This is a genomic window from Lysinibacillus sp. FSL M8-0337 (genome assembly GCF_038593855.1).
Taxonomy (GTDB): Bacteria; Bacillota; Bacilli; order Bacillales_A; family Planococcaceae; genus Lysinibacillus; species Lysinibacillus sphaericus_D.
Genome location: NZ_CP151996.1, coordinates 515,492 through 541,813 on the forward strand (window position 1 = coordinate 515,492; position 26,322 = coordinate 541,813).

At 38.1% G+C, this 26,322-nt stretch carries 25 protein-coding genes; 24 read left to right on the top strand and 1 reads right to left on the bottom strand.

The annotated features are described in order from the left end of the window. Positions 1 to 24 precede the first annotated feature (24 nt). Positions 25 to 552 carry a DUF2529 family protein gene (locus MKY08_RS02365; RefSeq protein WP_069512835.1) on the bottom strand — a complete coding sequence of 176 codons (528 nt, stop codon included), beginning with the start codon at positions 550 to 552 and terminating at the stop codon, positions 25 to 27. A 156-nt stretch (positions 553 to 708) separates the two neighbouring features. On the opposite strand from MKY08_RS02365, the gene MKY08_RS02370 reads away from it, so the two are divergent. From MKY08_RS02370 to atpB, 24 genes are all read left to right on the top strand, one after another. Continuing rightward, on the top strand, positions 709 to 1,068 hold the full coding sequence (locus MKY08_RS02370; RefSeq protein ID WP_024362880.1) for a response regulator: 360 nt from the start codon (positions 709 to 711) through the stop codon (positions 1,066 to 1,068). Between the two features lie 1,442 nt (positions 1,069 to 2,510). After that, positions 2,511 to 3,365: a class II fructose-bisphosphate aldolase gene (locus MKY08_RS02375; RefSeq protein WP_024362881.1), complete on the top strand. Its 855-nt coding sequence runs from the start codon at positions 2,511 to 2,513 to the stop codon at positions 3,363 to 3,365. A gap of 151 nt (positions 3,366 to 3,516) precedes the next feature. Then, positions 3,517 to 4,167, top strand: coding sequence for a fructose-6-phosphate aldolase (gene fsa / locus MKY08_RS02380; RefSeq protein ID WP_024362882.1), 651 nt, complete (start codon positions 3,517 to 3,519; stop codon positions 4,165 to 4,167). Positions 4,168 to 4,227: 60 nt separating this feature from the next. Beyond that, the gene (locus MKY08_RS02385; protein WP_024362883.1) at positions 4,228 to 5,514 is read left to right on the top strand and encodes a UDP-N-acetylglucosamine 1-carboxyvinyltransferase; all 1,287 of its coding nucleotides are present in this window, start codon (positions 4,228 to 4,230) and stop codon (positions 5,512 to 5,514) included. Positions 5,515 to 5,610: 96 nt separating this feature from the next. Continuing rightward, positions 5,611 to 6,567: a class II fructose-bisphosphatase gene (gene glpX / locus MKY08_RS02390; protein WP_024362884.1), complete on the top strand. Its 957-nt coding sequence runs from the start codon at positions 5,611 to 5,613 to the stop codon at positions 6,565 to 6,567. Between the two features lie 147 nt (positions 6,568 to 6,714). Further along, on the top strand, positions 6,715 to 7,998 hold the full coding sequence (gene rho / locus MKY08_RS02395) for a transcription termination factor Rho (RefSeq protein ID WP_024362885.1): 1,284 nt from the start codon (positions 6,715 to 6,717) through the stop codon (positions 7,996 to 7,998). Between the two features lie 468 nt (positions 7,999 to 8,466). Continuing rightward, positions 8,467 to 8,670, top strand: coding sequence for a 50S ribosomal protein L31 (rpmE, locus tag MKY08_RS02400; RefSeq protein ID WP_004269457.1), 204 nt, complete (start codon positions 8,467 to 8,469; stop codon positions 8,668 to 8,670). Between the two features lie 248 nt (positions 8,671 to 8,918). After that, positions 8,919 to 9,491: a thymidine kinase gene (locus tag MKY08_RS02405; protein WP_024362886.1), complete on the top strand. Its 573-nt coding sequence runs from the start codon at positions 8,919 to 8,921 to the stop codon at positions 9,489 to 9,491. Positions 9,492 to 9,757: 266 nt separating this feature from the next. After that, on the top strand, positions 9,758 to 10,834 hold the full coding sequence (gene prfA / locus MKY08_RS02410) for a peptide chain release factor 1 (RefSeq protein WP_024362887.1): 1,077 nt from the start codon (positions 9,758 to 9,760) through the stop codon (positions 10,832 to 10,834). Then, positions 10,821 to 11,681, top strand: a complete 861-nt coding sequence (prmC, locus tag MKY08_RS02415) for a peptide chain release factor N(5)-glutamine methyltransferase (protein WP_069512832.1) — start codon at positions 10,821 to 10,823, stop codon at positions 11,679 to 11,681. The genes prfA and prmC overlap by 14 nt, the downstream gene beginning before the upstream one ends. A gap of 44 nt (positions 11,682 to 11,725) precedes the next feature. After that, positions 11,726 to 12,316, top strand: a complete 591-nt coding sequence (locus MKY08_RS02420) for a stage II sporulation protein R (RefSeq protein ID WP_069512831.1) — start codon at positions 11,726 to 11,728, stop codon at positions 12,314 to 12,316. A gap of 100 nt (positions 12,317 to 12,416) precedes the next feature. Then, positions 12,417 to 13,451: an L-threonylcarbamoyladenylate synthase gene (locus MKY08_RS02425; RefSeq protein ID WP_069512830.1), complete on the top strand. Its 1,035-nt coding sequence runs from the start codon at positions 12,417 to 12,419 to the stop codon at positions 13,449 to 13,451. A 748-nt stretch (positions 13,452 to 14,199) separates the two neighbouring features. Beyond that, entirely contained in the window at positions 14,200 to 14,802 is a 603-nt protein-coding gene (locus MKY08_RS02430) for a hypothetical protein (RefSeq protein WP_069512828.1), read from the top strand. A 320-nt stretch (positions 14,803 to 15,122) separates the two neighbouring features. After that, positions 15,123 to 15,620, top strand: a complete 498-nt coding sequence (locus tag MKY08_RS02435) for a manganese efflux pump (protein ID WP_069512827.1) — start codon at positions 15,123 to 15,125, stop codon at positions 15,618 to 15,620. Positions 15,621 to 15,638: 18 nt separating this feature from the next. Next, entirely contained in the window at positions 15,639 to 16,079 is a 441-nt protein-coding gene (locus MKY08_RS02440) for a low molecular weight protein arginine phosphatase (protein WP_069512826.1), read from the top strand. An 8-nt stretch (positions 16,080 to 16,087) separates the two neighbouring features. Further along, positions 16,088 to 17,371, top strand: a complete 1,284-nt coding sequence (locus tag MKY08_RS02445) for a HAMP domain-containing methyl-accepting chemotaxis protein (protein WP_069512825.1) — start codon at positions 16,088 to 16,090, stop codon at positions 17,369 to 17,371. A 357-nt stretch (positions 17,372 to 17,728) separates the two neighbouring features. Continuing rightward, the gene (gene rpiB, locus MKY08_RS02450; RefSeq protein ID WP_024362894.1) at positions 17,729 to 18,166 is read left to right on the top strand and encodes a ribose 5-phosphate isomerase B; all 438 of its coding nucleotides are present in this window, start codon (positions 17,729 to 17,731) and stop codon (positions 18,164 to 18,166) included. Between the two features lie 126 nt (positions 18,167 to 18,292). Next, positions 18,293 to 18,835 carry a TIGR01440 family protein gene (locus MKY08_RS02455; RefSeq protein ID WP_024362895.1) on the top strand — a complete coding sequence of 181 codons (543 nt, stop codon included), beginning with the start codon at positions 18,293 to 18,295 and terminating at the stop codon, positions 18,833 to 18,835. A 62-nt stretch (positions 18,836 to 18,897) separates the two neighbouring features. After that, complete coding sequence (glyA, locus tag MKY08_RS02460; RefSeq protein WP_069512824.1) at positions 18,898 to 20,139, top strand: serine hydroxymethyltransferase; 1,242 nt, start codon at positions 18,898 to 18,900, stop codon at positions 20,137 to 20,139. Positions 20,140 to 20,429: 290 nt separating this feature from the next. Then, positions 20,430 to 22,583 carry an EAL domain-containing protein gene (locus tag MKY08_RS02465; RefSeq protein ID WP_069512823.1) on the top strand — a complete coding sequence of 718 codons (2,154 nt, stop codon included), beginning with the start codon at positions 20,430 to 20,432 and terminating at the stop codon, positions 22,581 to 22,583. A gap of 126 nt (positions 22,584 to 22,709) precedes the next feature. Next, a complete protein-coding gene (upp, locus tag MKY08_RS02470; RefSeq protein ID WP_024362898.1) occupies positions 22,710 to 23,339 on the top strand; it encodes a uracil phosphoribosyltransferase in 630 nt (209 codons plus the stop codon). Between the two features lie 195 nt (positions 23,340 to 23,534). Continuing rightward, positions 23,535 to 24,656: a UDP-N-acetylglucosamine 2-epimerase (non-hydrolyzing) gene (gene wecB, locus MKY08_RS02475; RefSeq protein ID WP_069513047.1), complete on the top strand. Its 1,122-nt coding sequence runs from the start codon at positions 23,535 to 23,537 to the stop codon at positions 24,654 to 24,656. 536 nt (positions 24,657 to 25,192) lie between these two features. Next, positions 25,193 to 25,564, top strand: coding sequence for an ATP synthase subunit I (locus MKY08_RS02480; protein WP_024362900.1), 372 nt, complete (start codon positions 25,193 to 25,195; stop codon positions 25,562 to 25,564). 34 nt (positions 25,565 to 25,598) lie between these two features. Beyond that, the gene (atpB, locus tag MKY08_RS02485) at positions 25,599 to 26,309 is read left to right on the top strand and encodes a F0F1 ATP synthase subunit A (RefSeq protein WP_024362901.1); all 711 of its coding nucleotides are present in this window, start codon (positions 25,599 to 25,601) and stop codon (positions 26,307 to 26,309) included. The last annotated feature ends 13 nt before the right edge of the window (positions 26,310 to 26,322 follow it).

Here is a 26,322-nt window from a genome sequence, read left to right on the forward strand (position 1 = left end):
TTTAGTTTGCATATTAAAAAACGATTACAGTTCCTCATCCAAGCCAAGCATTTCATCATAAATAATTTTTACAGCTTCATAAATGAACAGTGCAGCAATTGCATGCGGTACAACAATGCGCTCACCTAAATCATTAGGCATTAAACCACCACGCATACGAGTGGAGATATATGTATACGCTAAATCGGCTAATGGATTTTCGTTATTGGCTATTTCACTCGCTACTGCTGCAAACGGTATAAATTGAGCATTCAATTTTTGTGCCAACGCTAATGCTTCTTGATCATGTGCACTACGTGTAAAAATACAAATACGATCTGCTTCGCTAACGACTGTATCTTCGTTCCAAGGGAGGAGCTTAGAAAAACGCTCAACACCTTGAAGTGCATTTAATTCGACAACTTGCATTTCACCAAAGCAAGCAAAATAGACATTGCCTTCGCCTATCGCAGCTTGTGCAAGTAATCGTGCTGTTTCTTCAATAGCTTCTTCTTCATTTTGTGTTATTCTTTGTAATAATCCGCTCAACTGTGTTGTTAGAATTTTTGACATGATTCCACCTCAATCAATATTATATGGATGTGTGAAGCATAAAGCAAAAGAGTAGATAATTTATAATACTAGAAGGTATTAAGCTGTAAAAGGAGAATATTACATATATAGATCTTTTTGTGCAAGAATAATAATTCAAAAAGGGCGGAATGCAATGTGAAACGATTACTAATTGTTGATGATCAGCAGGGAATTCGTTTGCTATTAAATGAGGTATTAAAAAAAGAAGGTTACGTTACATATTTAGCAGCGAATGGCGCTGAGGCACTACGTTATGCAGAGGAAGAATCGATAGACTGTGTATTGCTAGACATGAAGATTCCTGGCATGGATGGCATAGAAATCTTAAAGCGTTTAAAAGAGAAATGGCCCGAATTACCTGTCTTTATGATGACAGCATACGGTGAATTAGATGTTGTTCAGGAGGCATTGGAATTAGGGGCAATACGATATTTTACGAAGCCGTTTGATATTTTTGAAGTACGTGACGAAGTAAATAAAACGTTAAAAACATAGTTAAGCAGGCAGTGGCAAACACCGCCTGTTTTTTTATACTTGTTGTAAATAAATAATGCTACCTAACTGTTTTGCACTAGACTTTCATTCGAAATTATACGATGCTCAGACATAACTATGGAATTTATAATTTTGATTTACTTTGTTTTGCAATAGAAAAAACTTTGCAGACTGCACAAGTTGATGGTAGCGAAGACGGTGACTCCTACGGGAACGCACAGAACGTAAGACGCGGGCATTCTGCGCGTTAGCGAGGGTTGCAGCTTATGGTAGGCTGGGACATAACTAAAAAAATTTAAGGAACAGAGGAAAGGTGTTCAAATTTTTGCTATATGGAGACCTTAGCTATTCTTGCTTTTGCAATTAAAAAATTAGAAGTATTCACTGGTTGTTGGTAGCGGAGGTGGTGACTCCGGCGGGAACAGCACATAATGTTAGACGCGGGCATTCCGCGCGTAGCGAGGGTTGCGGCTTACAGTGCTGAGCGGAAAGCACCGCCGTAGCGGACAACAACTGTACCAGCCTCTTTTTGAAAAAAGTGCCCCTGCCGCTACGTTGCACTCTGCTTTCGGTTCAAAATATAGTAGCCCCTGAAATTTCTTTTCAGAGGCTTATAGAAAAAAAGTGCCCCTGCCGCTACGTTGCACTCCGCTTTCGGTTCAAAATATAGTAGCCCCTGAAATTTCTTTTCAGGGGCTTATAGAAAAAAAGTGCCCCTGCCGCTACGTTGCACTTCGCTTTCGGGGCAAAAATAGTAGCCCCTGAAATTTCTTTTCAGGGGCTTATAGAAAAAAAGTGCCCCTGCCGCTACGTTGCACTTCGCTATCGGGGCAAAAATAGTAGCCCCTGAAATTTCTTTTCAGGGGCTTATAGAAAAAAGTGCCCCTGCCGCTACGTTGCACTTCGCTTTCGGGGCAAAAATAGTAGCCCCTGAAATTTCTTTTCAGAGGCTTATAGAAAAAAGTGCCCCTGCCGCTACGTTGCACTCCGCTTTCGGTTCAAAATATAGTAGCCCCTGAAATTTCTTTTCAGAGGCTTATAGAAAAAAGTGCCCCTGCCGCTACGTTGCACTTCGCTTTCGGGGCAAAAATAGTAGCCCCTGAAATTTCTTTTCAGGGGCTTATAGAAAAAAAGTGCCCCTGCCGCTACGTTGCACTTCGCTATCGGGGCAAAAATAGTAGCCCCTGAAATTTCTTTTCAGGGGCTTATAGAAAAAAGTGCCCCTGCCGCTACGTTGCACTTCGCTTTCGGGGCAAAAATAGTAGCCCCTGAAATTTCTTTTCAGAGGCTTATAGAAAAAAGTGCCCCTGCCGCTACGTTGCACTTCGCTATCGGGGCAAAAATATAAGCCCCTGAAATTTCTTTTCAGGGGCTTATATTTTTGCTATGATTGAATAGCACAATTATGTATAAAGAATAGTCCTAAAAGGAGGATTTTTAGTATGGCGTTAGTATCTATGAAAGAGATGTTAATTAAAGCAAAGGCAGAAGGTTATGCAGTTGGTCAATTCAACATCAACAACCTTGAATGGACGCAAGCAATTTTACAAGCAGCAGAAGAAGAAAAATCACCGGTTATCCTTGGCGTATCTGAGGGCGCAGGTAAATATATGGGCGGATTTATTTCAGTTGTACACATGGTAAAAGGTTTAATGGAATCTTATGGTACGACAGTGCCAGTAGCTATTCACCTTGACCATGGTTCAAGCTTTGAAAAATGTAAAGAAGCGATTGATGCAGGATTTACTTCTGTTATGATTGATGCATCACATCATCCTTTCGAAGAAAATATTGCAATTACTTCAAAAGTAGTTGAATATGCACATGCGAAAGGCGTTTCTGTAGAAGCTGAGCTTGGAACAGTTGGCGGAGACGAGGATGGCGTAATTGGTGGTATTATGTACGCTGATCCAGAAGAGTGCCGTAAAATGGTTGAATTAACAGATATTGATTGCTTAGCACCAGCGCTTGGCTCTGTTCATGGTCCATACAAAGGCGAACCAAACTTAGGTTTCAAAGAAATGGAAGAAATCTCTAAATTAGCAGATCTTCCTTTAGTATTACATGGTGGTACAGGTATTCCAACAAAAGATATTCAACGTTCCATTTCATTAGGTACGGCTAAAATTAACGTGAATACTGAAAATCAAATCGCTGCGACAAAAGTGATTCGTGAAATTCTTGACAACGATAAAGTTGTTTACGATCCACGTAAATTCCTAGCACCAGCGCGTGAAGCAATTAAAACAACAGTTATCGGTAAAATCCGTGAATTTGGTAGTGCACAAAAAGCATAATTTTTGCTTCATATATGGTACAAAAGCATAGATGAATACACATAATAAGAGAAGTGTTGATGCTAGCAATCGACCTTCTCTTGTTTTTGAAATTATAACTTTTTTGAAAAAAATTAATAATATAAATAAATAGGGTTAGGGAGGAAATATTATGAAATTTTTTATTGATACAGCAAACTTTGATGAAATTAAAGAAGCACACGCATGGGGCATTTTATCAGGCGTGACAACAAACCCATCATTAGTGGCAAAAGAGGAGAACGTATCTTTTCATGATCGTCTACGTGAAATTGCCGAGCTTGTTGATGGCTCAGTAAGCGGTGAAGTTATTGCATTAGATGCTGAAGGTATGATTAAAGAAGGTCTAGAATTAGCGGCTATTGCACCGAATATTACAGTGAAATTACCAATGACACCCGCTGGTTTAGAAGCGTGTCGCTTCTTTGCAAACAAAGGCATTAAAACAAACGTAACACTAATTTTCAGTGCCAACCAAGCATTAATGGCTGCGCGTGCAGGTGCTACATATGTATCACCATTTATCGGCCGTTTAGATGATATTGGTCAAAATGGTGTTGAACTTATCGAAACCATTTCAGATATTTTCACAATCCATAATATTGAAACACAAATTATTGCTGCTTCTATTCGTCACCCACAACATGTAACGGCAGCAGCTCTTGCTGGCGCACATATTTCAACAACTCCTTTCAAAGTGTTAAAACAACTTTTCCACCATCCATTAACGGAAAAAGGAATTGAAGGATTTTTAGCGGATTGGAATAAGCGAAAAGGTGAATAATAAGATTATAAAGTGAGTCAAATGCAAAAATTACTTTCCAATCATGAGGGAGAACGCGAAATGGATGTTTATAAAATTACAGGCGAAAATCGTCTAAAGGGTACAATTAAAGTTAGTGGTGCAAAAAATAGTGCAGTCGCCTTAATTCCAGCATCAATTTTGGCGAACTCTCCAGTGACAATTGGAGGGATTCCCGAAATTTCAGATGCTTGGACTTTAAAAGCCTTGTTAGAAGAGATTGGTGGAGAAGTACAATTTGAGGATGGCAAAATGATTATTGATCCATCCGATATGGTTGCACTGCCGTTGCCAAATGGTAATGTTAAAAAACTCCGCGCCTCTTATTATTTAATGGGTGCCATGCTTGGTCGCTTCAAAAAGGCTGTCATTGGTTTGCCTGGTGGCTGTTTCTTAGGGCCGCGTCCAATTGATCAACACATTAAAGGGTTTGAAGCCCTTGGCGCTAAAATTACTAACGAGCATGGTGCGATTTATTTACGTGCTGAAGAATTAATCGGCGCTAAAATTTATTTAGACGTCGCAAGTGTTGGCGCAACGATCAATATTATGCTTGCTGCGGTACGTGCAAAGGGACGTACGGTTATTGAAAATGCCGCAAAAGAACCTGAAATAATTGACGTAGCCACACTCCTTACGAATATGGGTGCCAATATTAAGGGTGCGGGTACAAGTGTTATTCGCATTGAAGGTGTTGAGGAACTGCATGGAACGGAACATACAATTATTCCAGACCGTATTGAAGCCGCTACATTTATGATAATGGCAGCAGCAGTTGGCGACGGTATTACGATAGATAATGTCATTCCATTGCATTTAGAGGCAATTACAGCAAAGCTTCGTGAAATGGGCGTCAAGATTGACATAGACGAGGAAAGTATTTTTGTTCCCAAAACAGACCTATCTACATTGCAAGCGGTTGACGTCAAAACGATAGTTTATCCTGGATTCCCTACGGATATTCAGCAACCACTTTCGGTGTTAATGACGCAAGCACTTGGCTCTTCAAAGATAACAGATACCATTTATACGGCTCGTTTTAAGCATATTGATGAACTGCGTCGTATGAATGCCAACGCACGTGTAGAAGGAAATACAGCGATAATTACTGGTCCAAGTAAATTACATGGCTCAAGTGTCACTGCGACAGACCTTCGCGCGGGTGCAGCATTAGTTTTAGCTGGCTTATTAGCTGAAGGTGAAACTGAAATTCATGATATCTATCATATTGAACGTGGCTATAGCTCACTTATTGAAAAATTACGTGACTTAGGCGCAGATATTCGACGTGAAACAATTATGGTTAGCGTTGCAGAGGCAAAGGAGTAATGTAAGGTAAAAGTTTTGAGCCAATTATGTTACAATAAAGGTAATTTGAATGTTTCGGTAAAATAAAACATGCCGATAACGGGAGGCAAAACAACAATGGAACGCAGTTTATCGATGGAAGTAGTACGAGTAACAGAGGCAGCAGCAATCGCATCCGGGAAATGGATGGGTCGCGGTTTGAAAATTGAGGCAGATGATGCAGCAACGACAGCAATGCGCTCAATGTTCGATACGATTCCAATGCATGCTACAGTAGTAATTGGGGAAGGCGAAATGGACGAAGCACCAATGCTTTATATTGGTGAGGAGCTTGGTCTTCGTAATGGCGGTCCCAAAGTAGATATAGCAGTCGATCCTTTAGAAGGTACAAATATAGTGGCAAAAGGTACAAATGGTGCTATGACAGTATTAGCAATTGCTGATAAGGGTAATCTATTAAATGCACCAGATATGTACATGGAGAAAATCGCTGTAGGACCAGAAGCGGCAGGAAAAGTTGATATTAACGCCTCTGTTACTTATAATTTATTACAAGTAGCAAAAGCAAAAAATAAAGATATTTCAGATGTTGTAGCTACTCTATTAGATCGCCCACGCCATCAAGCGATAGTAGATGAGATTCGTGAAGCGGGAGCTCGTATTAAATTTATTCAAGATGGAGATGTGGGAGCAGCGATTAACACTGCATTCGATGAAACAGGCATCGACATTATGTTTGGTATGGGCGGTGCACCTGAGGGTGTTATATCGGCTGTTGCATTAAAATGCCTTGGTGGAGACTTCCAAGCTAAATTAGTGCCAGAAGATGAAGAACAGTTAGAACGCTGTAAACAAATGGGCGTAGATGTAGATAAAGTTCTTTACTTAGATGATTTAGTAAAAGGTGACGATGCAATTTTTGCAGCAACAGCTGTTACAGATTGTGAGCTATTAAAAGGTGTGCAGTACAAAGGAGCTTATGCATTAACACATTCAGTTGTTATGCGAGCGAAGTCAGGTACTGTCCGTTTTGTAGAAGGTCGTCACGCTCTTGATAAAAAACCTAGCTATTAATAATATTTTCTTCTAAAATATACCTAGTGCAACTATTTGCACTAGGTACCTTCTTCTTCATTAAACCATCCCATAGTTTTACTTTAAAAACTTCTATGTTTACCCCAATACATGCATTATATTTTGAAAAAGACTGGAGTTGTGCATATGTCTACATTGACAATCGCTCAATTAGAAAACATGACGTTAAAAGAGCTTTACGCCCTCGCACGCCAATACAAAATTTCGTATTATAGCAAACTAACGAAAAAGGAATTAATTTTTGCTATTTTGAAAACGCGTTCAGAGCAAGAGGGTTATTTCTTTATGGAGGGGGTACTTGAGATTGTATCGCAAGAAGGCTTTGGCTTCCTTCGACCAATCAATTACTCACCGAGTAAAGAAGATATTTATATTTCTGCTTCTCAAATACGTCGTTTTGATCTTCGTAATGGGGATAAAGTGTCTGGTAAAGTGCGTCCCCCTAAAGAAAATGAACGTTACTATGGATTACTGCAGGTGGATGCTGTAAATGGAGAAGATCCTGAAGTAGCAAAAGAACGTGTTCACTTCCCAGCATTGACGCCGCTATATCCTGATCGCCAAATCAAGCTTGAAACTACACAGCGCAATCTATCGACTCGAATTATGGATTTAGTAGCGCCAGTAGGATTTGGTCAACGTGGATTAATCGTAGCGCCACCAAAGGCTGGTAAAACATCATTATTAAAAGAAATTGCTAACGCTATTACAACAAACCATCCAGAGGCAGAGTTAATCGTATTACTTATTGATGAACGTCCTGAGGAAGTAACGGATATTGAGCGTTCTGTAAATGCGGATGTCGTAAGTTCTACTTTCGATGAAGTTCCGGAAAATCATGTGAAGGTAGCGGAAATCGTGTTAGAACGAGCACGCCGCTTAGTAGAGCATAAACGTGACGTAATTATTTTAATGGACTCCATTACACGTCTTGCTCGTGCATATAACTTAGTTATTCCACCAAGTGGTCGTACGCTGTCAGGTGGTATCGATCCTGCGGCCTTCCATAGACCAAAACGATTCTTCGGTTCTGCGCGTAATATTGAAGAAGGTGGTAGCTTAACAATTTTAGCTACAGCTTTAGTAGATACAGGTTCACGTATGGACGAAGTTATTTATGAAGAGTTTAAAGGGACGGGTAACTTAGAGTTGCACTTAGATCGTCAATTAGCAGAGCGTCGTATTTTCCCTGCGCTTGATATTCGTCGTTCAGGTACACGTAAGGAAGAATTGCTTCTTGAGCCAGAACAACTTGAAAAACTATGGGCAATCCGAAAAACATTTTCAGATGCGCCAGATTTCGCAGAGCGTTTCTTGAAAAAGCTACGCACAACAAAATCAAACGAAGAATTTTTCGAAAAGTTAAATGAAGATATGAAAAAAGCCACTAAAGGTAAAGGCCTACTTTAAGGTGCCAGTCACTCAAACAATTCTCAAACAATTTATCTACACTCGGAAACACCAGTAACGAATTGTCGTTACTGGTGTTTTTTTTACGGCTTCAATAATAGTATAGCTAAATTGATAATCATTATCAATGAGTGTTTGAAAAGAACGTATTGCTTTTGGCTACGAAGTGAATACTACTTGAAGTAAAGCCTTTAAAAGAGCACAGCGCATTAGATTTTATTGCACCCTAGTAAGATAAGATTAATTGCGGGTGCATGTACAGATGGATTTTGGCGTTAAATAGTGCCAAACTATTTCGCGAAGTTCGTGAATAGTTTTCAATATTTTTTGCTTGAAAACAATAAAATAACTATGTTATACTTCAAAAGTATGCAACGTGTACATATGTAGCCGACATATTCGGGCTATGTAAGGTACAGTTCGAATTACTCTGTTCCAGATGGTTCAGGGCGAGAGGAGAAAACGAATATGAAACAAGGAATTCATCCAGACTACAAAGAAGCAACAGTAACTTGCTCTTGTGGTAACACTTTCAAAACTGGTTCAGTAAAAGAAAACATCGTTGTCGAGTTCTGCAACGAATGTCACCCATTCTATACTGGCCGTCAAAAATTCGCGTCTGCTGATGGTCGCGTGGATCGTTTCAACAAAAAATACGGTCTTAAAAACTAATGTTAGTTTAATACCTGCCAAGCATGTGCTTGGCAGGTATTTTTTTCAGTATTTAAATAATGCAAGCAATCATTGCGTCTTGGCATATAGGGTTTCTTTCGCAACGTTGCGCGCGTTTAATATATAACAACAGTAGACCGGATTTTGAAATTTTAAGCCGACCCATAGCTATAATCGTTCGGGCTTAAAGCTAATTGCTAAAATAATTCCTTTCAAAATCCAATGACAACAGGGAGGGAGAAAATACAATGGCACAGCTATACTATAAACATGGCGCGATGAATAGTGGCAAATCAATAGAAATCTTAAAAGTTGCCCATAACTATGAAGAGCAGCAAAAGCCTGTCATGATATTTACGTCAGGTCTTGATACACGTGATGAGGTTGGATTTGTTTCAAGTCGAGTAGGCTTAAGACAAGAGGCTATTCCAATTTATGAGGACACGAATATTTTTGAACTTGTAAAAAATAATGAAGTAAAGCCATACTGCGTGCTTGTAGATGAAGTGCAATTTTTAAAAAAGGCACATGTACTACAATTAGCGAATATTGTGGATGAACTAGACATTCCTGTGATGGGCTTTGGCCTAAAGAATGATTTCCAAAATGAATTATTTGAGGGTAGTCAGTATATGCTTACATATGCAGATAAAATTGAAGAAATGAAAACGATTTGCTGGTTCTGCCATAAAAAAGCAACGATGAATTTACGTGTCGATGATAATGGTAAACCTGTGTATACAGGCGACCAAATAAAAATCGGAGGTAACGATTCTTACTATCCTGTTTGTCGAAAGTGCCACGCACATCCACCGCTTTAAAGTTGTGTTAACATGGAAGTGTACTATTGTTAATTTTATCGAAGGGCTATCATGATTTTAAGCAATCCACCGAATAATTGTAGCATACACGTGAAATTTTCCTTATACTAAGTAAGGGAAATATGCCGTGCATATAATTACGCCTAAAGTAATCTGTAGCCGGAATAATTAACAAATAGAGGGAAATAGTGTTCGTCTCATTCACTGTAAAGAGAGGCGGACTTCTACTTGAATATAGATAAATGAACTAAATAGAGGTGAAGCCCATGTTTGATAGACTACAAGCAGTAGAGGATCGTTATGAAAGGCTAAATGAGCTTTTAAGTGATCCTGATATTGTAAACGACAGTAAAAAATTACGTGAATATTCAAAGGAACAATCGGATATTCAAGAGACAGTGGATGCTTATCGTGAGTATAAAAGTGTCAAAGATCAACTAGTTGATACACGAGAAATGTTAGAGAATGAAAAAGATCCGGATATGCACGAGATGGTAAAAGAAGAATTCAACTCATTAAAAGAGCAGCAAGAAGAGTTGGAAGAACGACTACGTGTTTTATTAATTCCGAAAGACCCGAATGACAATAAAAACGTTATTATGGAGATTCGTGGTGCAGCCGGCGGTGATGAGGCAAATATTTTCGCAGGTGACTTATTCCGTATGTATTCTCGCTATGCTGAAACACAAGGCTGGAAAATCGACATTATGGAAGCAACACCAAACCCAATGGGCGGCTACAAAGAAGTAATCTTTATGATTAACGGGCAAGGCGCATATTCTAAATTTAAATTTGAAAATGGTGCACACCGTGTACAACGTGTACCAGCAACAGAATCACAAGGACGTATTCATACATCAACAGCGACAGTGGCTTGCTTACCGGAAGTTGAAGAGGTAGATGTAGAAATTCACGAAAAAGATATCCGTGTCGATACATTTGCATCTTCAGGCGCAGGTGGGCAATCGGTAAATACAACGATGTCAGCTGTTCGTATGACCCATTTACCAACGGGTGTTGTTGTATCCATGCAGGATGAACGTTCACAAATTAAAAACCGTGAAAAAGCGATGAAAATTCTTCGTGCACGTGTAGCAGATATGTATTTACAAGAAGCACAAAAAGAAATTGATGCAACACGTAAGTCAGCAGTAGGTTCGGGAGACCGTTCAGAGCGTATCCGCACATACAATTATCCACAAAACCGTGTCACAGATCATCGTATTGGCTTAACAATTCAAAAGCTAGATCAAATCGTTGAGGGTAGACTAGACGAAATTATTGATGCGCTGATCTTAGAAGAGCAAGCATCAAAGTTAGAGCGACTTAATGATGACCTATAAAAATGTAATGGAGGCCCTTGATTGGGCTTCTTCTTTTTTAGTGGATAATGGACGCGAAGAAACTGCTGCTCGTATTGTCATGCAGCATGTACTCGGCACAACGTATTCGGGTGTGATGTTACACTTGCAAGACACCTTAACCTTTGAGCAAAGTGAACGGTTTGAAAAATTGATTGAAGAGCATGCAAGCGGCAGACCTGTGCAGTATTGTATTGGTAGCGAAGAATTTTATGGACGTACATTTATAGTAGATGAGTCAGTGCTTATTCCGAGACCAGAAACCGAAGAATTAGTGCTGGCAACAACCAATCGAATTGGTCAATTATTTGATAACAAAACGCTAAAGCTAGCAGATATCGGAACAGGTAGCGGTGCTATTGCCATTTCTATGAAGCTAGAATGTCCAGAATTAACAGTCGTAGCAACCGATTTATCTGTTGCGGCATTAGCTACTGCCAAAAAAAATGCACAATTATTAGCTGCGGATATTGATTTCCGTCTAGGCGATTTAACAGTACCTTTAGTTGGGGAAAAGTTTGATATTGTGTTATCAAATCCTCCATATATCGCCTTTGAAGAAGCAAAGGATATGTCTAGCATTGTGTTGGAGCATGAGCCACATAGCGCTCTTTTTGCAGAAGAGGACGGGCTTGTGTTGTATCGAAAACTAGCACAACAGCTTCCTGTCCTAATGAACAAACCAGCTTTAATTGGACTGGAAATTGGTTATACACAGGGAGAGCAAGTAGCGCAATTTTTTAAAGAAAGTTTTCCACAGGCTAGTATTACAGTGGAAAAAGATATTAATGGAAAACCTCGTATGGTTTTTTGTGAAATTCATGTATAAAGATCATCCTTCTTGACCACAATGTTGAGCAAGGAGGGGTTTTTATGTTAAACGAATACAAGATTGTTAGATTTCCAAAACAAAATATTTTACTAGCCTTTGCGAGACTAGTAATCATGGCAATAGCTTTACAACTATGTATTTTATATATTCCATCGTTAATAGGTTCTGCACAGGAAGCTATGAATCATCAACAAGAAAATGATTTTCGTATAAGAGTTATCGCAAATAGCAATACAACGAATGATCAACTAGAAAAAGAGCAACTTGTAAAAGATTTAAAGCCTTATTTATTACAAGTAGGTGCTACTACAGATGTGGATAATGACAGCATTGCGACATTAAAAAAGAATATTGAAGCACAATTAAAAGAAAATTATCCACAATTGCATACACAAGTTGTACTTGGGGATAACTTATTTCCTCCGAAAAGACAGGAAGCAATGTTTTACCCACAAAATATGTATCATTCGATTGTTGTGAAAATTGGCGATGCACGTGGCGATAACTGGTGGTGTAGCATTTTTCCATCTATTTGTGAACCTGAAAAAGAGGAAAAAAAGGAAGAAAAGAAAGAAGAAAAAGAACAAGTGACATTTTTTATTTGGGAATGGATTAAAGGGATTTTTGAGTAATTGTGCACAAATTCAGATAACTTATACACAATTATGGATAAGTTATAAACAAAATGTGGATAATTCAGAAAAAAACAACGATTGAAAGAAGGTTTTTCATATGGAAACCGTTTGCAAGATTGTGGACAGTAATGTGAATAGTCAAATAACTTATGCACAAGCTGTGGATATCTTAAATGCAGGAGAAGTTGTGGCATTTCCAACAGAAACGGTTTACGGTTTAGGGGCAGTGGCTACAAATGATGAAGCAGTCAAAAAGATTTTTAAGGCAAAAGGTCGACCATCCGATAACCCGCTTATAGTCCATATAGGAACGAAAGAGGAAGTTCACCTTTATATAGAACATATTTCTGAACTTGCAAAAAAATGTATGGATGTATTTTGGCCAGGGCCTCTGACACTTGTGATGCCAGTAAAACCAAATGTGCTAGCAGAAAGTGTGACAGCTGGCTTAAAAACAGTCGGCATTCGTATGCCGGATCATCCCGTTGCGTTAGCATTACTACAGCAAATACAAAAACCGCTAGCTGCACCAAGTGCGAATCGAAGCGGGAAACCAAGCCCAACAGAGGCGATACATGTAAAAGACGATTTAGAAGGGTACATACCGTATATTGTAGATGGTGGTCCAACAGGCATTGGCTTTGAATCAACCGTACTTGATGTTACGCATGAACCACCCGTTATATTACGTCCAGGTGGCATTACAAAGGAAATGTTAGAGTCCGTAATCGGTCCAGTTATTCAACCGTCCAAAATAGAACAGACAATGGAAGAAACACCGAAAGCGCCAGGTATGAAGTATACACATTATGCGCCCAATGCACCTGTCTACTTAATTGACTGTGATGACCAAAAAGTGCAACAAGCAATACAACAACTTCAAGCACAGCAGCATAAAGTAGCACTTCTAGCACCTGCAAGCTTTGAGCATATTCCAACCGATTTTTATTTTTCAATTGGTCAAACAGGTAGCAAAGAAGAAATGGGTGCGTCCTTATACCATGCGTTGCGTGCTTGCGATAAAACAGACGCTACCATTATATTAGTAACGGCAACCTCCACAGAAGGTGTAGGCGCCGCCATTATGAACAGACTAGAAAAAGCCGCGGGTGGTAAATGGTATACACGTTAACATTGGAATGCATTGAGACTTTACTGGCAATTGGTGAGAATTTCGTTGCGATACGTCGAGTTTTTGTGGCGATACAAGAGGTTTACCTGGCGATTCTCCCGAATTTATTGGCGATTAAAGATCTCCTATTAGCGATTCTATAAGACAACCAATAAAAAGGGGCTGTTCCAAAAGTCATTGCAATGACTTTTGGTGGCAGCCCTCTTTTCATATTCAGAAAAGCACAAAAAGTGTATTTAAGAAGTAACAGATTCGTTGTGACCTATATTAAAGACGTAGAGTCCAGTATTGATATTAAATACTCATTAGCTTGTGTCTAGTAGTAATCTTTTGATAAATGCGTTGTCTACTCAACGATTGTCTTTCCGAAATCAGAGAAATTTTTTCATATGTTTGCCACCTCTAGTCATCAACTTCCTCATTTAACCCCGACTTACACATCAATCACTATACCTTTCTAGATACAAAAGAAATGATTCCGATTACAAGTGTAATACAAGGTAATATGAGCCATAATGAACTCCTTTCAAAGAAATCGGAAAATTCATTCACAAAAATCATGTTTTTTGAAATATACATAAACATGAAAAAAGAACTCACCAATAGAATGGCCTCTGAAACATTAATATTTTTTCTTTGTTTCAAAATAAACCCTCCTTATCAAATTTTGACTTATTTAAAGAAAAAATTGATTTTTTTATTATTTTTTGTGCAATAAAATAGTAAAAATAGGAAAAGGGGTTCTGTAATGAAAAAAGTATTTTTTAAAGTATCTCTCTTACTTAGCTTCACTCTAGTCTTATTTATTTTTAGCTCACAAGAAGCATCAGCTAATGGATTTAATCTTGAGCTAGTAAGTTCATCAAAAGTAGATTTTGAAAACTTATACATCAAGAAATCAGATGGATCAATTACTGCTTTTGATAATATTAAAGATATGCAACTGCATTTAAATTATATCAATTCAAACGGCTATGCTCCAGAATTTATTACCTTAGCAAGATTAGGGCATAGACTAATAGGAACTCAATATAAATACAGAGTATTCTCGGGATATTCAAAGTTCACACCGTTTTGGACAAAAGCTTCACTTTATACATTAACAAATAATCAATCAGAAAGCTTTTCTTCAACAACGAATACTGATTGGGGAAGCATTAACTTCTCATTTTCTAAATCGTATGGTGTTTCTACAAACATACCAGCAGATTCAACAAGATATAGTAGATTAGCAGGTTACGCAGATTTAAAAATTGAAAGATACTATGTAAGTTTGCCTAACTTACATAACGGTTATTACAAAACAGAAGTGACTGTTCAAAATATTTATATTGATCCAATATACCAATAATTCAAATATCACTTCTTAGACTGTAGACAAAGTCAATTTATTTATTAGCGACTATTATAAACGCTTATTGATTTAGCCCTTTCTAAAAGAGCGTTTCAATTTTAATTATTGCTCACAAGCGCTTGCGAGTGGAAATATCTGCCAGTTACTTGTTAGTGGAATAGGAAAAAAATATAAAACAGGTGTAGAATGATTCGTTTTTCTACACCTGTTTTATTTTAGGGACTTTTTAGATAGCCTTTTTTGCTATGGACATTATTGATAATACTGTATTTTCGAGCATAAAATGATAAAATATTAGATAGCGAAGGAGTGCATTCTTGCAGGGAATTCTTGCAGGTATTTTAACGTCTGTAGATGTCATCGGGTTATTTGTATTAATTCCAAATGTTAGATATCGCTTATTTTTAGCAGTGTGGACAGCCACGTTACATATGCTTTTTCCACTGCTCGGCTTTGAATTAGGGAGCTACTTAGTGCGTTTTTTGTTAGAATGGGGACAATGGATTTCAAGTATTTTATTATTTAGTATTGGCCTCCATTTACTGTTGTCTTCTCACAAAAATGAGAAAATAACCATTTCACCAGTTTTATTAGCTGTGACTGCTAGCCTAGATACCTTTTCAGTGAGTGTTTCTTTTGGTATGCTTAACTTAGAAAAGACAATTTTCATAATTAGTGCCGGATTGAGTGCTTTTATTTGTTCGTATGGGTCTTTAGTATTGGCACGCAGGAGTCAGGTTTTTTTTGGAAATAAAATTCAAATAATTGCAGGCATTATTTTTATCGTTATGAGTCTACTCGCAATTAAAAAATAAATAAGGAAGGTGATAAGTGTGAATATATTATTTGTATGTACTGGGAATACTTGTCGCAGTCCGATGGCAGAGGCCATTTTAAAACAGAAACAACTCGCCGACGTTAATGTTCGTTCAGCTGGAATTTATGCAATGCCGAACGCAGAAATGTCTGCACATGCACAGCAAGTTTTACATGAGGCGAATATAGCGCATCAACATTTAGCTACACAACTATCTGTAGAAGAAGTGGAGTGGGCCGATCTCGTTTTAACGATGACCACAGCACATAAAGATACCATAATTGCTAACTATCCACATACGGAAGAAAAAGTTTTTACATTGAAAGAATATACGAGTGAAGGAAGCTATGAAAATGTGGTAGATCCTTACGGTGGGAATAAAGCAATTTATGAGGAAACTTTTGCAGAATTACAGGAATTAGTTGAACGATTAGTAAAAATACTTGAGAAGAATTGAGGGGCACTATGAAAAAACAGTTTGGCTTACGACTTAAACTAGTATTATTTGTAAGTATACTTGCACTAATCACATATAGTATAAGCTTTATCTTCATTGAATTTATACAACCTACTGTTTTCCCAGATACCAATCGTAAGCTATTTGAAGTGATTACTTATTTATTAGGGATTACTTGGTCAGGTATTTTAGCTGCAATTTTCAGCGTTATTTTAATCAAGCCATTACAACAGCTTGAATATTCTGCTACACGTGTTGCAGAAGGTAAAATTGGACAGGATGTAGTGATGCCGAAAACAAATGATGAGATTCGTTCAGTGGCTATAGCATTCCAACAAATGGTGTTAAATTTACGACATATGGTAGAAAGCATCGATCAAAACTTCCAACAAACAAATCAATCCATTATTAAGCTATCCGATGAAACAGCTGTTGCGACAAAGAAAGCGGACGGTATTGCGGTGACGGTGAGACATATTTCGGAAGGAGCCGAAGCGTCAGCTACAGCAGTACAAGATACCGCAGAAGCAATTGAAGATGTGCGAGCATTAGCAACTGAAGTGAATACGAGAGCTGAACAGTCTGCAACGCAATCGAAAGAGATTTTACATAATTTAACTAATACAACAAAAGCGATTGAAACGTTAGTCAACAGCATTCAACAAATCGCAGCCGGTAACAACGAAGCATTAGAAAGTATTCGTACATTAGAAGACAATGCGGGACAAGTTGAACGTATTATTAGTTTAGTAGGCGATATTGCTGCGCAAACTAATTTACTAGCATTAAATGCTTCCATCGAAGCTGCTCGTGCAGGAGAACATGGGAAAGGCTTTGCAGTTGTAGCAGAAGAGGTGCGTGGTTTAGCAGATGAAAGCGCAAAAGCAGTACAAGGCATTACGTCGCTAATCCAATCCATGCAACAAAATGTTGAGATTGTCGTGAAGCAAATGAATCAACAGGTAGCATTTGCAACAAAAGAAGCAGCACGCGTATCAGAGACAACGACAGCTGTTGAAGGAATGTCCTCTAGTGTGCATGAAATGGCAAACGCAATTGTCGAGATTTCTTCATTAATAGAAAAACAAATGCACAATATCGAAACAACTGCTCGACAATCACAAGAAGTAGCAGCGATTGCACAAGAAACATCAGCAGGTGCACAGGAAGTTAGCAGTGCAACAGAAGAGCAAGCTTATGCAATCGAGCAGGTTGAACAACTTGCACAAGATTTAAAAAAGCAATCCGAAGCGCTTCATAAAATGATCCAACAATTTGATAGACAAGCATAGAAAGTTAGACTGTGGACAAGCTTAAAAAAGCATGCCCACAGTTTTTTATTTTAGCTGGCATGGACGATAATGGGGGCCTTTGGAAAAAATATCGAAATAGTATGTCCACTGTAATAGAAAAAGCAGAAAAACTTCAGTAGAGGGAATATTATAACAAAAGACCATTATCCGAATTTATTAACAGGATATTCACATTATCCACAAAAAAAAGACTAAAAAATGAACGTTTTTTAATCCGCTTACAAGAAACGTTCGTCTTTTAGGAGAAATCAGCATAAAAATGCAACAAAAATCATGTTATTCTAGGGAGAGAAGTGGTAAACTAATGTTGACTATATTTCGAAATGAGGGAACCCAGTGAGAATAGCAATTTCTTCTGATCACGGAGGCAATAATTTACGTCGTGAGATTATGCAACTGTTAGATGAGCTAAATATTAGCTACGAAGATTTTGGTCCACAATCTGCGGATTCAGTAGACTATCCTGATTATGCAAAGCCAGTTTCTGAAGGTGTTGCTAGCGGGGAATTTGATAAAGGCATTTTAATTTGTGGAACAGGGATTGGCATGTCCATCGCTGCGAACAAAGTAAAAGGTATTCGTTGTGCTTTAGTACACGATGTATTTAGTGCAAAGGCAACTCGTTGCCATAATGATTCAAATATTTTAGCAATGGGTGAGCGCGTAATTGGTCCTGGCCTTGCACGTGAAATCGCCAAAACATGGCTTGAAACAGATTTTGAAGGCGGTCGTCATACACGCCGCGTAGAAAAAATCGCTGAATTAGAACAATAAACAATGCGCTTTTTCAGCCGTTAACACAATTGTGCATAGGCAGTGGCAGCATGTGCTGTCACTTTACCCTATGCAATGGTACGGCTTAGCGTAAGGAAAAGACATCAATAAAAGGGGCTGAGCTTAATGGTTGTGCAACAAATACAAACGCAATTGACTCAGTTACTCAGTGATTTCGAAGAGCAAGTAGTGTTGCGACCAAAGACTATTTTTGTCGTAGGCTGCTCTACGTCTGAAGTGATTGGTCAGAAAATTGGCACAGCGGGTGCGCTGGAAACAGCACAAGCGATTTTTGAGCCGTTGCAAGCATTTGCAAAAAAACATCAGCTATATCTAGCGTTCCAAGGCTGTGAGCATATTAATCGTGCAATCACGATGGAAGCTTCAGTTGCAGAACAGTTTGGCTATGAACCAGTAGCAGTCATACCTGTTCGTACTGCAGGTGGGTCAATGTCAGCTTACGCGTATACAAAATTGGAAAACCCAGTTGTTGTAGAGGCGATACGTGCACATGCAGGTATTGACATAGGACAAACGTTAATTGGTATGCATTTAAAGGAAGTAGCTGTTCCGGTTCGTACATCCGTGCGAACAGTAGGGGAAGCAATTGTCACAGTAGCAACAACACGTCCAAAGCTAATTGGTGGCGAACGTGCTGTATATAAATAACACAACTTCTGTTGTCAGAGGTAAAGGTAAATAACGATAATACTTAGGAGGCTTTTTCAAACATGGCATACGAAAAATTAGCAGTACAAGACAAAGCAGTATTAGATGGGATTTTAGCAGAGAAAAAACGTCAACAAGCGAATATCGAGTTAATCGCATCTGAAAACTTTGTATCTGAAGCAGTAATGGAAGCACAAGGTTCAGTTCTTACTAACAAATATGCTGAAGGTTATCCGGGAAAACGTTACTATGGTGGCTGTGAGCATGTAGACGTAGTTGAAGATATTGCACGTGACCGTGTGAAAGAAATCTTCGGTGCAGAATATGCTAACGTACAACCACACTCTGGTGCACAAGCGAATATGGCTGTATACCATACAATTTTAGAACCAGGCGATACAGTATTAGGGATGAACCTATCTCATGGCGGTCACTTAACACATGGATCTCCTGTAAACTTCTCAGGTATTCTTTACAATTTCGTTGAATACGGTGTAACAGAAGATACACATGTAATTGACTACGAAGATGTTCGTCAAAAAGCATTAGCACATAAACCAAAACTAATTGTAGCAGGTGCATCTGCATATCCACGCGAAATTGATTTCGCTAAATTCCGTGAAATTGCCGATGAAGTAGGAGCTTACTTTATGGTTGATATGGCGCACATCGCAGGTCTTGTAGCTGCTGGAGAGCACCAATCACCAGTTCCTTACGCTGATTTTGTTACATCGACTACACACAAAACATTACGTGGCCCACGTGGTGGTTTAATTCTTGCATCAAAAGAATGGGAGCAAAAATTAAATAAATCTGTATTCCCAGGTATCCAAGGTGGACCATTAATGCACGTAATCGCTGCAAAAGCAGTAGCATTTGGCGAAGCTTTACAACCTGAGTTCAAAGAATACGCAAAACAAATTAAAGCAAATGCACGCGCTTTAGCAGACGTGCTAATCGCTGAAGGTGTAGAAATCGTTTCGGGTGGTACAGATAATCACTTATTACTATTAAACGTAAAATCTCTTGGCTTAACTGGTAAAGTAGCAGAGCACGCACTAGATGAAGTAGGCATTACAACAAACAAAAACACAATCCCTTACGATACTGAATCTCCATTTGTTACTTCTGGTATCCGTATTGGTACACCTGCTGTGACATCTCGCGGCTTTAAAGAAGAAGATATGAAAGAAGTCGGCGCTATCATTGCAGCTGTACTTAAAAACCCTGAAGATGAAGCAGTGAAAGCTGAAGCGAAAGAGCGCGTAAAAGCTTTAACTGACAAACATCCTTTATACGCATAATCATTACTGCTAAAAAGCAAGGCTGTGACTAAAGTGTTAAGTTCACTTTAGCCATGGCCTTTTTGTTTAGATAAGCACTACATTCTTAACTTTTTAGCTACCAAAAAAATAAAATAATCTTATTTTTGGATTTTTTTACATAAATATAGATTGAAAGAGTATATTATATTCATTAAGGACAACCAATGTCCTGAAAAGGATAATATTTTTTATAAAAGTGACAATTTATTGAATTTTTATGTACAATATAAATGAAGTTATAGTGGATGGATAGAGACGGGAGGGGTTGGATGGTTACTAAATCTATGGATATACAAAATAGTATATTATTAACGACAATTCGTAACTTAGGTGAACAATCAAAAGAAAGCTACGTTATTTTAGATGCGAAAACAAATTGTATACTAGAATGCAACGAATCTTTTTGCATGCTAATAAATGCAAGTCATACAGAGATGCTCAAAAAAGATTATTTTGAGATGCTTTCGAATCAGTTACAAACGACAACAGTTGAAATGATAAAAGAGAAAATACATAGTGGAGCAATGGTGACAGCAAAGTTGCATCACCATCGCTTTGAAAAGCCGCCATTTTGGGCCGAGATGCAGACCCTTCCTTTTCAAAGTCATAATAATGAAACTTTATTTGTGTTAGTAATTGTGAAGGATATAACGTATTATCATACAGAAGATTTTATAATGAAATTAGAGAGAGCCGTCTACGAAGCGATAGAAAAAGACGAGCCATTTTATAAAAAAATGGACACTATTTGTAGTGGCATAGATGAATTTTTTATTCCATTTGTATTTAGTACAATACTTATTAAAACAGAATCCAATCAACTTCAAGTGTTTACTTCTAATAGGACGCGTGACCATGTGCCACAATTGTGCGAGATGAACGACTTTTATAGACAGGTGATGCAACAGGGAACAACGATCATTACAAATAACTTAGAAGATATTGCTATTCCAATAGAGTTTAAAAGTTTTGCTAATACAACAAATAAACACATTGGATGGTTTGTCCCTATTCGTAATCAGAAGCAACAAGCGATTGGCTTGTTTATGATATTTTCGCAATATTCAAGCGAAAGTGCATTATTTAATAAGTTGTTTGAAAAAATAGGTGCACTTGTTGCATTAGCGTTTACGTATGCAAAAACACAAAGAAGGCTATGGGATTTAGCATATAAGGATATTACAACGGGTTTGCCTAATCGGCATAGCTTTTTAAATAAAATTGAACAGGAAGAACAACGAGGGCATATTGGCTTTATCAAAATAATACAACCTAGTGAATTCCACCAAGTCGTTGAATTATACGGTCGAGAAGCGGGCGACGAGTTATTAAGGCAAGTTGCTCGACGACTCCAAGAACATAAAACCGAGATTAATGAATATATTGCTCGATTTACAAGTTCAAGTCTTATTATTTCACAAGTAACACATAAAGAAGAATTTAGTGACTATGAACAGCGTATCAAAGAATTAACACGCCAGCCCTTTATAATAAATGGTAAGCACATTTATATTACGTTAAAAACCGGAATTTCTTACTTTGATAAAGAGATAAAAATTGCTGATGCCATCAGATTTGCTGACAATGCACTATCTTATGCAGCTAACAAACCGGGCACACATATGGAAATATTCACAAAGGAACGCAACGATTTATTAGAGCAACAAATGACGGTTCTAAATCATTTATCACAAGCACTTAAAAATAAAGAAATTTCTGTAAATCTACAACCAAAAGTAGATTTACGAACAGGTGAAATTCAAAGTATAGAAGCTTTAGCTCGTTGGCATTCACCTATTCTCGGCTTTGTGTCACCGGCTATGTTTATACCAGTTGCCGAAAATGCAGGTAAGGTTCGTGAAATTGATAGTCAAATATTAGAGATAGTTCTTGCATGGCTAGCAGAGCGGCAACAATTAGGCAAGAAGCTGGTGAAGGTTGCAGTCAATATATCACCAGATCATTTTTACTATCCTCATTTTGTAAGGGATATCCGCCAGCTCGTTGAAAAATATAACATTGATCCAAGCAATATTATTTTAGAGGTAACTGAAAATATAGGTTTAGTCGATTTCCAAACAGCATTCACCATTATCCAAGAATTAAAAAGCTATGGCTTTCAAACATCGGTGGATGATTTCGGGACAGGCTTTTCCTCGCTTAGCTATTTGCAACGATTACCGTTCACAGAGTTAAAAATCGATCGCAGTTTTATTAATGACATAAAAGATGCGGCAACATTAGCCATTGTACGTTCCATTATTCAGCTAGCTTTAAATTTAGGGATGACATCTGTTGCGGAAGGAATAGAAAATGAGGAACAGGTTGAGATTTTACGAGCGCTCGGTTGTACAGTTGGACAAGGCTACTTCTATTATAAACCAATGTCAATTGAACAACTTGATACGATACTTGATGTATAATTAGCTTGTATATGTAGCAAACACTCTAGAAAAGGGCATATCTCGAATTTAATTTTGAGACAGTTGATATTTTCTGTTATACTAGTTGAGATAAAAATCAATCCGAACGGTTAGGAGAGAACCCCTTTGAGCAAAGTATACGTATTTGATCATCCACTAATCCAACACAAGTTAACTTATATTCGTGATAAAAATACAGGAACTAAAGAATTTCGTGAGCTAGTTGATGAAGTAGCAACATTAATGGCATTCGAAATTACGCGAGATATGCCTGTAGAAGAAATTGAAATTGAAACACCTGTAACCATTGCAAAAACAAAAGTTCTTTCTGGGAAAAAACTTGCGATCGTACCGATTTTACGCGCAGGAATCGGCATGGTAGACGGTGTATTAAAACTTATTCCAGCTGCTAAAGTTGGTCATATCGGTCTTTATCGTGACCCAGAAACATTAAAACCTGTTGAGTACTATGCAAAATTACCAGCAGATGTTGAAGAACGTGACTTCATTATTGTAGACCCAATGCTTGCTACAGGCGGTTCAGCAGTGGAAGCTATCAACTCACTGAAAAAACGCGGTGCGAAAAGCATTAAATTTATGTGTTTAATTGCTGCGCCTGAAGGTGTAAAAGTGATTCAAGACGAACATCCTGATGTGGATATCTACATTGCAGCACTTGACGAAAAGTTAAATGACCATGGCTATATTGTTCCTGGTTTAGGTGATGCTGGAGACCGTTTATTCGGTACAAAATAATATATTGCGCGTATTGCTTACGAAGTAATATCGTTTTTTAAACAGCAACTTTATAGCACTTGAAAGCGTCCTTCAATATTGAAGGACGTTTCATAGTATGTTTGGGCAATTTGCCACCCGAACTTGACACGTCAAGGTGAAGAAGGGGCATTGCTTTTAAACGTACAATATAACCAAAGGACGGTGCAAATCGTTTTGACGAAAAAATGGAAAGTGATGACGATTTTCGGTACAAGACCAGAGGCGATTAAAATGGCCCCGCTTGTATTGGAATTACAAAAGCATCCCGAGCAAGTGGAATCAATTGTGACTGTAACAGCACAACATCGCCAAATGCTTGACCAAGTATTAGAAACATTTAAGATTACGCCAGACTACGATTTAAATATTATGAAGGATCGTCAAACACTGATTGATGTGACAACAAATGCTTTACAAGGCTTAGATAAAGTTATGAAAGAAGCGCAACCTGATATTGTCTTAGTGCATGGCGATACGGCTACAACATTTATCGCAAGTTTAGCAGCATTTTATAATCAAATTGCCATTGGTCATGTTGAAGCGGGTTTACGTACATGGAATAAATATTCACCTTATCCAGAGGAAATGAATCGTCAGTTGACAGGTGTCATGGCCGATTTACATTTCGCGCCAACTGAAGTATCGAAGAAAAACCTATTGGACGAAAATAAAAATCCAAATACGATTTATGTAACGGGCAATACAGCTATTGATGCATTAGCTACAACGGTGAGTGAACATTATACACATCCAGTGTTAGAGAAAATAGCAAATGACCGTATGATCTTATTAACAGCACATCGTCGTGAGAATCTAGGCGAACCAATGCGCCATATGTTCCGAGCAATTACTCGACTGCTGGCGGAGCATGAGGATGTTCAGGTTGTTTATCCGGTGCATATGAATCCAGCTGTTCGAGAAATTGCCAACGAAATATTAGGTGATAATAAACGTGTGCATTTAATTGAACCGCTTGAAGTGTTTGATTTCCATAACTTCGCTGCCAATTCGTATATGATTTTAACGGATTCTGGCGGTGTACAAGAGGAAGCACCATCATTAGGCAAGCCAGTTCTAGTGCTACGTGATACAACAGAGCGTCCAGAAGGTATTGCTGCGGGAACTTTGAAACTAGCAGGTACGGAAGAGGAAATGATTTATTCTCTAGCAAAAGAATTACTAGAGGATAAAGAAGCATACGAAGCTATGGCAAAAGCCTCTAATCCTTATGGAGATGGGCATGCTTCGCAGCGAATTGTGAAAGCGCTCTTAGATTTTTTGCAAAAAAGCAAGTAATACACCATTCTAAATTCAAAAAATGAGTAAATAGAACTAATGGTAAATGCGTCGCTAATTTACGAGCATATTTATGTCGTAAATTAGCTTTTTTTTGCATTATTCCGAAAAAACTTTTGGAATCTATGAAAGTTTATACACAAATTTGTCAACAATTTGACAAGAGTATAGTGGCTGTGAAGTTTTTCTCCTTTACTAATTGACTTCAAATATCACCTATTGTATGCTTACAAAGGGTAAGAATGATAAGGGTTTCTATTCGTTGATAGACGTTGAAACACTTGTTATATCAAGTTTCTACTAAATTGACAGTACAAACCAACACTGTCGATTTGCAACGTTTTGTGCGTTTCGGTTTTATACCGAATAAGTATGGGGTGTAAGGCATTATTAGGGATTTACACCTGTAATTTCAAATGACGTCCCCATTACTATTCCGCTGTGAGTAGTGTTTTTCACTGCTCTTTTCTGATTTCACAAAGTGGTCAGCAAACGTTTTCTTTACTCGAAAAAATGATTCAGGAGACTACAAACCAATGCTAGATTTGCATCACATTTTTGCTGTGCAGAAGAGAGCGTTATTTTTTTTGCTCGCACTTTGCGCATTAGGCTGGGGCTTTACGTCCTATCAAACTGTTTTTGCGGGCATCGCAATCGGTGCATTTTTTGGTACGTATAATTTTTGGATTTTAGTTCGCCGTATGGAGAAGTTTGATCGTTCCATTAGTGAAGGGAAGAAAATAGGTTCACTTGGTACAGCACTTCGTTTTGGATCAGGTGTAGCGGCAGTTGCTATAGCCATTTCGTTGCCAAACTATTTTCACTTAATTAGCACGGTCATAGGGCTAATGATTCCGTACGTTTTTCTCTTTGTCGAGAGAATTGTATCTCATGTAAGGAACCACTAATGTGCTTTATTAGAAAGAGAGGTGAAAAATAACAATGAATCATGAAGCTCCGTTAGTAACCATTGGATTTTTAACATTTAACTTATCTACAGTTATGATGTTACTAGTTGCAGCTACAATCGTATTTTTAATCGCAGTTATTTCAACTAGAAACTTAAAGTTAAAACCAACTGGTATGCAAAACTTTATGGAATGGATTATGGATTTCGTAAAGAATATCATTCAAAGCAACATGGACTGGAAAACGGGTGGACGATTCCACATTCTAGGTATCACACTTATTATGTTTATCGCAGTATCTAACTTATTAGGTCTTCCATTCTCTATCATCTATGACCATCAACTTTGGTGGAAATCGCCAACAGCTGACCCAACGGTTACAATGACTCTTGCAGCGATGATTTTAGTATTAACGCAATACTATGGTATCAAAATGAAGGGTACAGGCCATTATGTTGGTACATTCTTCAAACCAATGTCATTTATGTTCCCGTTAAAAATCATTGAAGAGTTTGCAAACACTTTAACATTAGGTCTGCGTCTTTACGGTAACATTTATGCAGGTGAAATTTTACTTGCATTAATCGCAGGTTTAGCCGTTTCAGGACCAATCGGGTTCGTAGGTGCAATTGTTCCTATGATGGCATGGCAAGGTTTCTCTATTTTCATCGGCTTTATCCAAGCCTTTATCTTCACAATGTTAACAATGGTTTACATGGCTCATAAAGTGAGCGATGACCATTAATATAAAGCATAAA

Coding starts and splice junctions, on each gene's coding strand:
- MKY08_RS02365 (WP_069512835.1), bottom strand. CDS start 552: ATGTCAAAAATTCTAACAACACAGTTGAGCGGATTATTACAAAGAATA.
- MKY08_RS02375 (WP_024362881.1), top strand. CDS start 2,511: ATGGCGTTAGTATCTATGAAAGAGATGTTAATTAAAGCAAAGGCAGAA.
- fsa (WP_024362882.1), top strand. CDS start 3,517: ATGAAATTTTTTATTGATACAGCAAACTTTGATGAAATTAAAGAAGCA.
- MKY08_RS02385 (WP_024362883.1), top strand. CDS start 4,228: ATGGATGTTTATAAAATTACAGGCGAAAATCGTCTAAAGGGTACAATT.
- glpX (WP_024362884.1), top strand. CDS start 5,611: ATGGAACGCAGTTTATCGATGGAAGTAGTACGAGTAACAGAGGCAGCA.
- rho (WP_024362885.1), top strand. CDS start 6,715: ATGTCTACATTGACAATCGCTCAATTAGAAAACATGACGTTAAAAGAG.
- rpmE (WP_004269457.1), top strand. CDS start 8,467: ATGAAACAAGGAATTCATCCAGACTACAAAGAAGCAACAGTAACTTGC.
- MKY08_RS02405 (WP_024362886.1), top strand. CDS start 8,919: ATGGCACAGCTATACTATAAACATGGCGCGATGAATAGTGGCAAATCA.
- prfA (WP_024362887.1), top strand. CDS start 9,758: ATGTTTGATAGACTACAAGCAGTAGAGGATCGTTATGAAAGGCTAAAT.
- prmC (WP_069512832.1), top strand. CDS start 10,821: ATGATGACCTATAAAAATGTAATGGAGGCCCTTGATTGGGCTTCTTCT.
- MKY08_RS02420 (WP_069512831.1), top strand. CDS start 11,726: ATGTTAAACGAATACAAGATTGTTAGATTTCCAAAACAAAATATTTTA.
- MKY08_RS02425 (WP_069512830.1), top strand. CDS start 12,417: ATGGAAACCGTTTGCAAGATTGTGGACAGTAATGTGAATAGTCAAATA.
- MKY08_RS02430 (WP_069512828.1), top strand. CDS start 14,200: ATGAAAAAAGTATTTTTTAAAGTATCTCTCTTACTTAGCTTCACTCTA.
- MKY08_RS02445 (WP_069512825.1), top strand. CDS start 16,088: ATGAAAAAACAGTTTGGCTTACGACTTAAACTAGTATTATTTGTAAGT.
- MKY08_RS02455 (WP_024362895.1), top strand. CDS start 18,293: ATGGTTGTGCAACAAATACAAACGCAATTGACTCAGTTACTCAGTGAT.
- glyA (WP_069512824.1), top strand. CDS start 18,898: ATGGCATACGAAAAATTAGCAGTACAAGACAAAGCAGTATTAGATGGG.
- MKY08_RS02465 (WP_069512823.1), top strand. CDS start 20,430: ATGGTTACTAAATCTATGGATATACAAAATAGTATATTATTAACGACA.
- MKY08_RS02480 (WP_024362900.1), top strand. CDS start 25,193: ATGCTAGATTTGCATCACATTTTTGCTGTGCAGAAGAGAGCGTTATTT.
- atpB (WP_024362901.1), top strand. CDS start 25,599: ATGAATCATGAAGCTCCGTTAGTAACCATTGGATTTTTAACATTTAAC.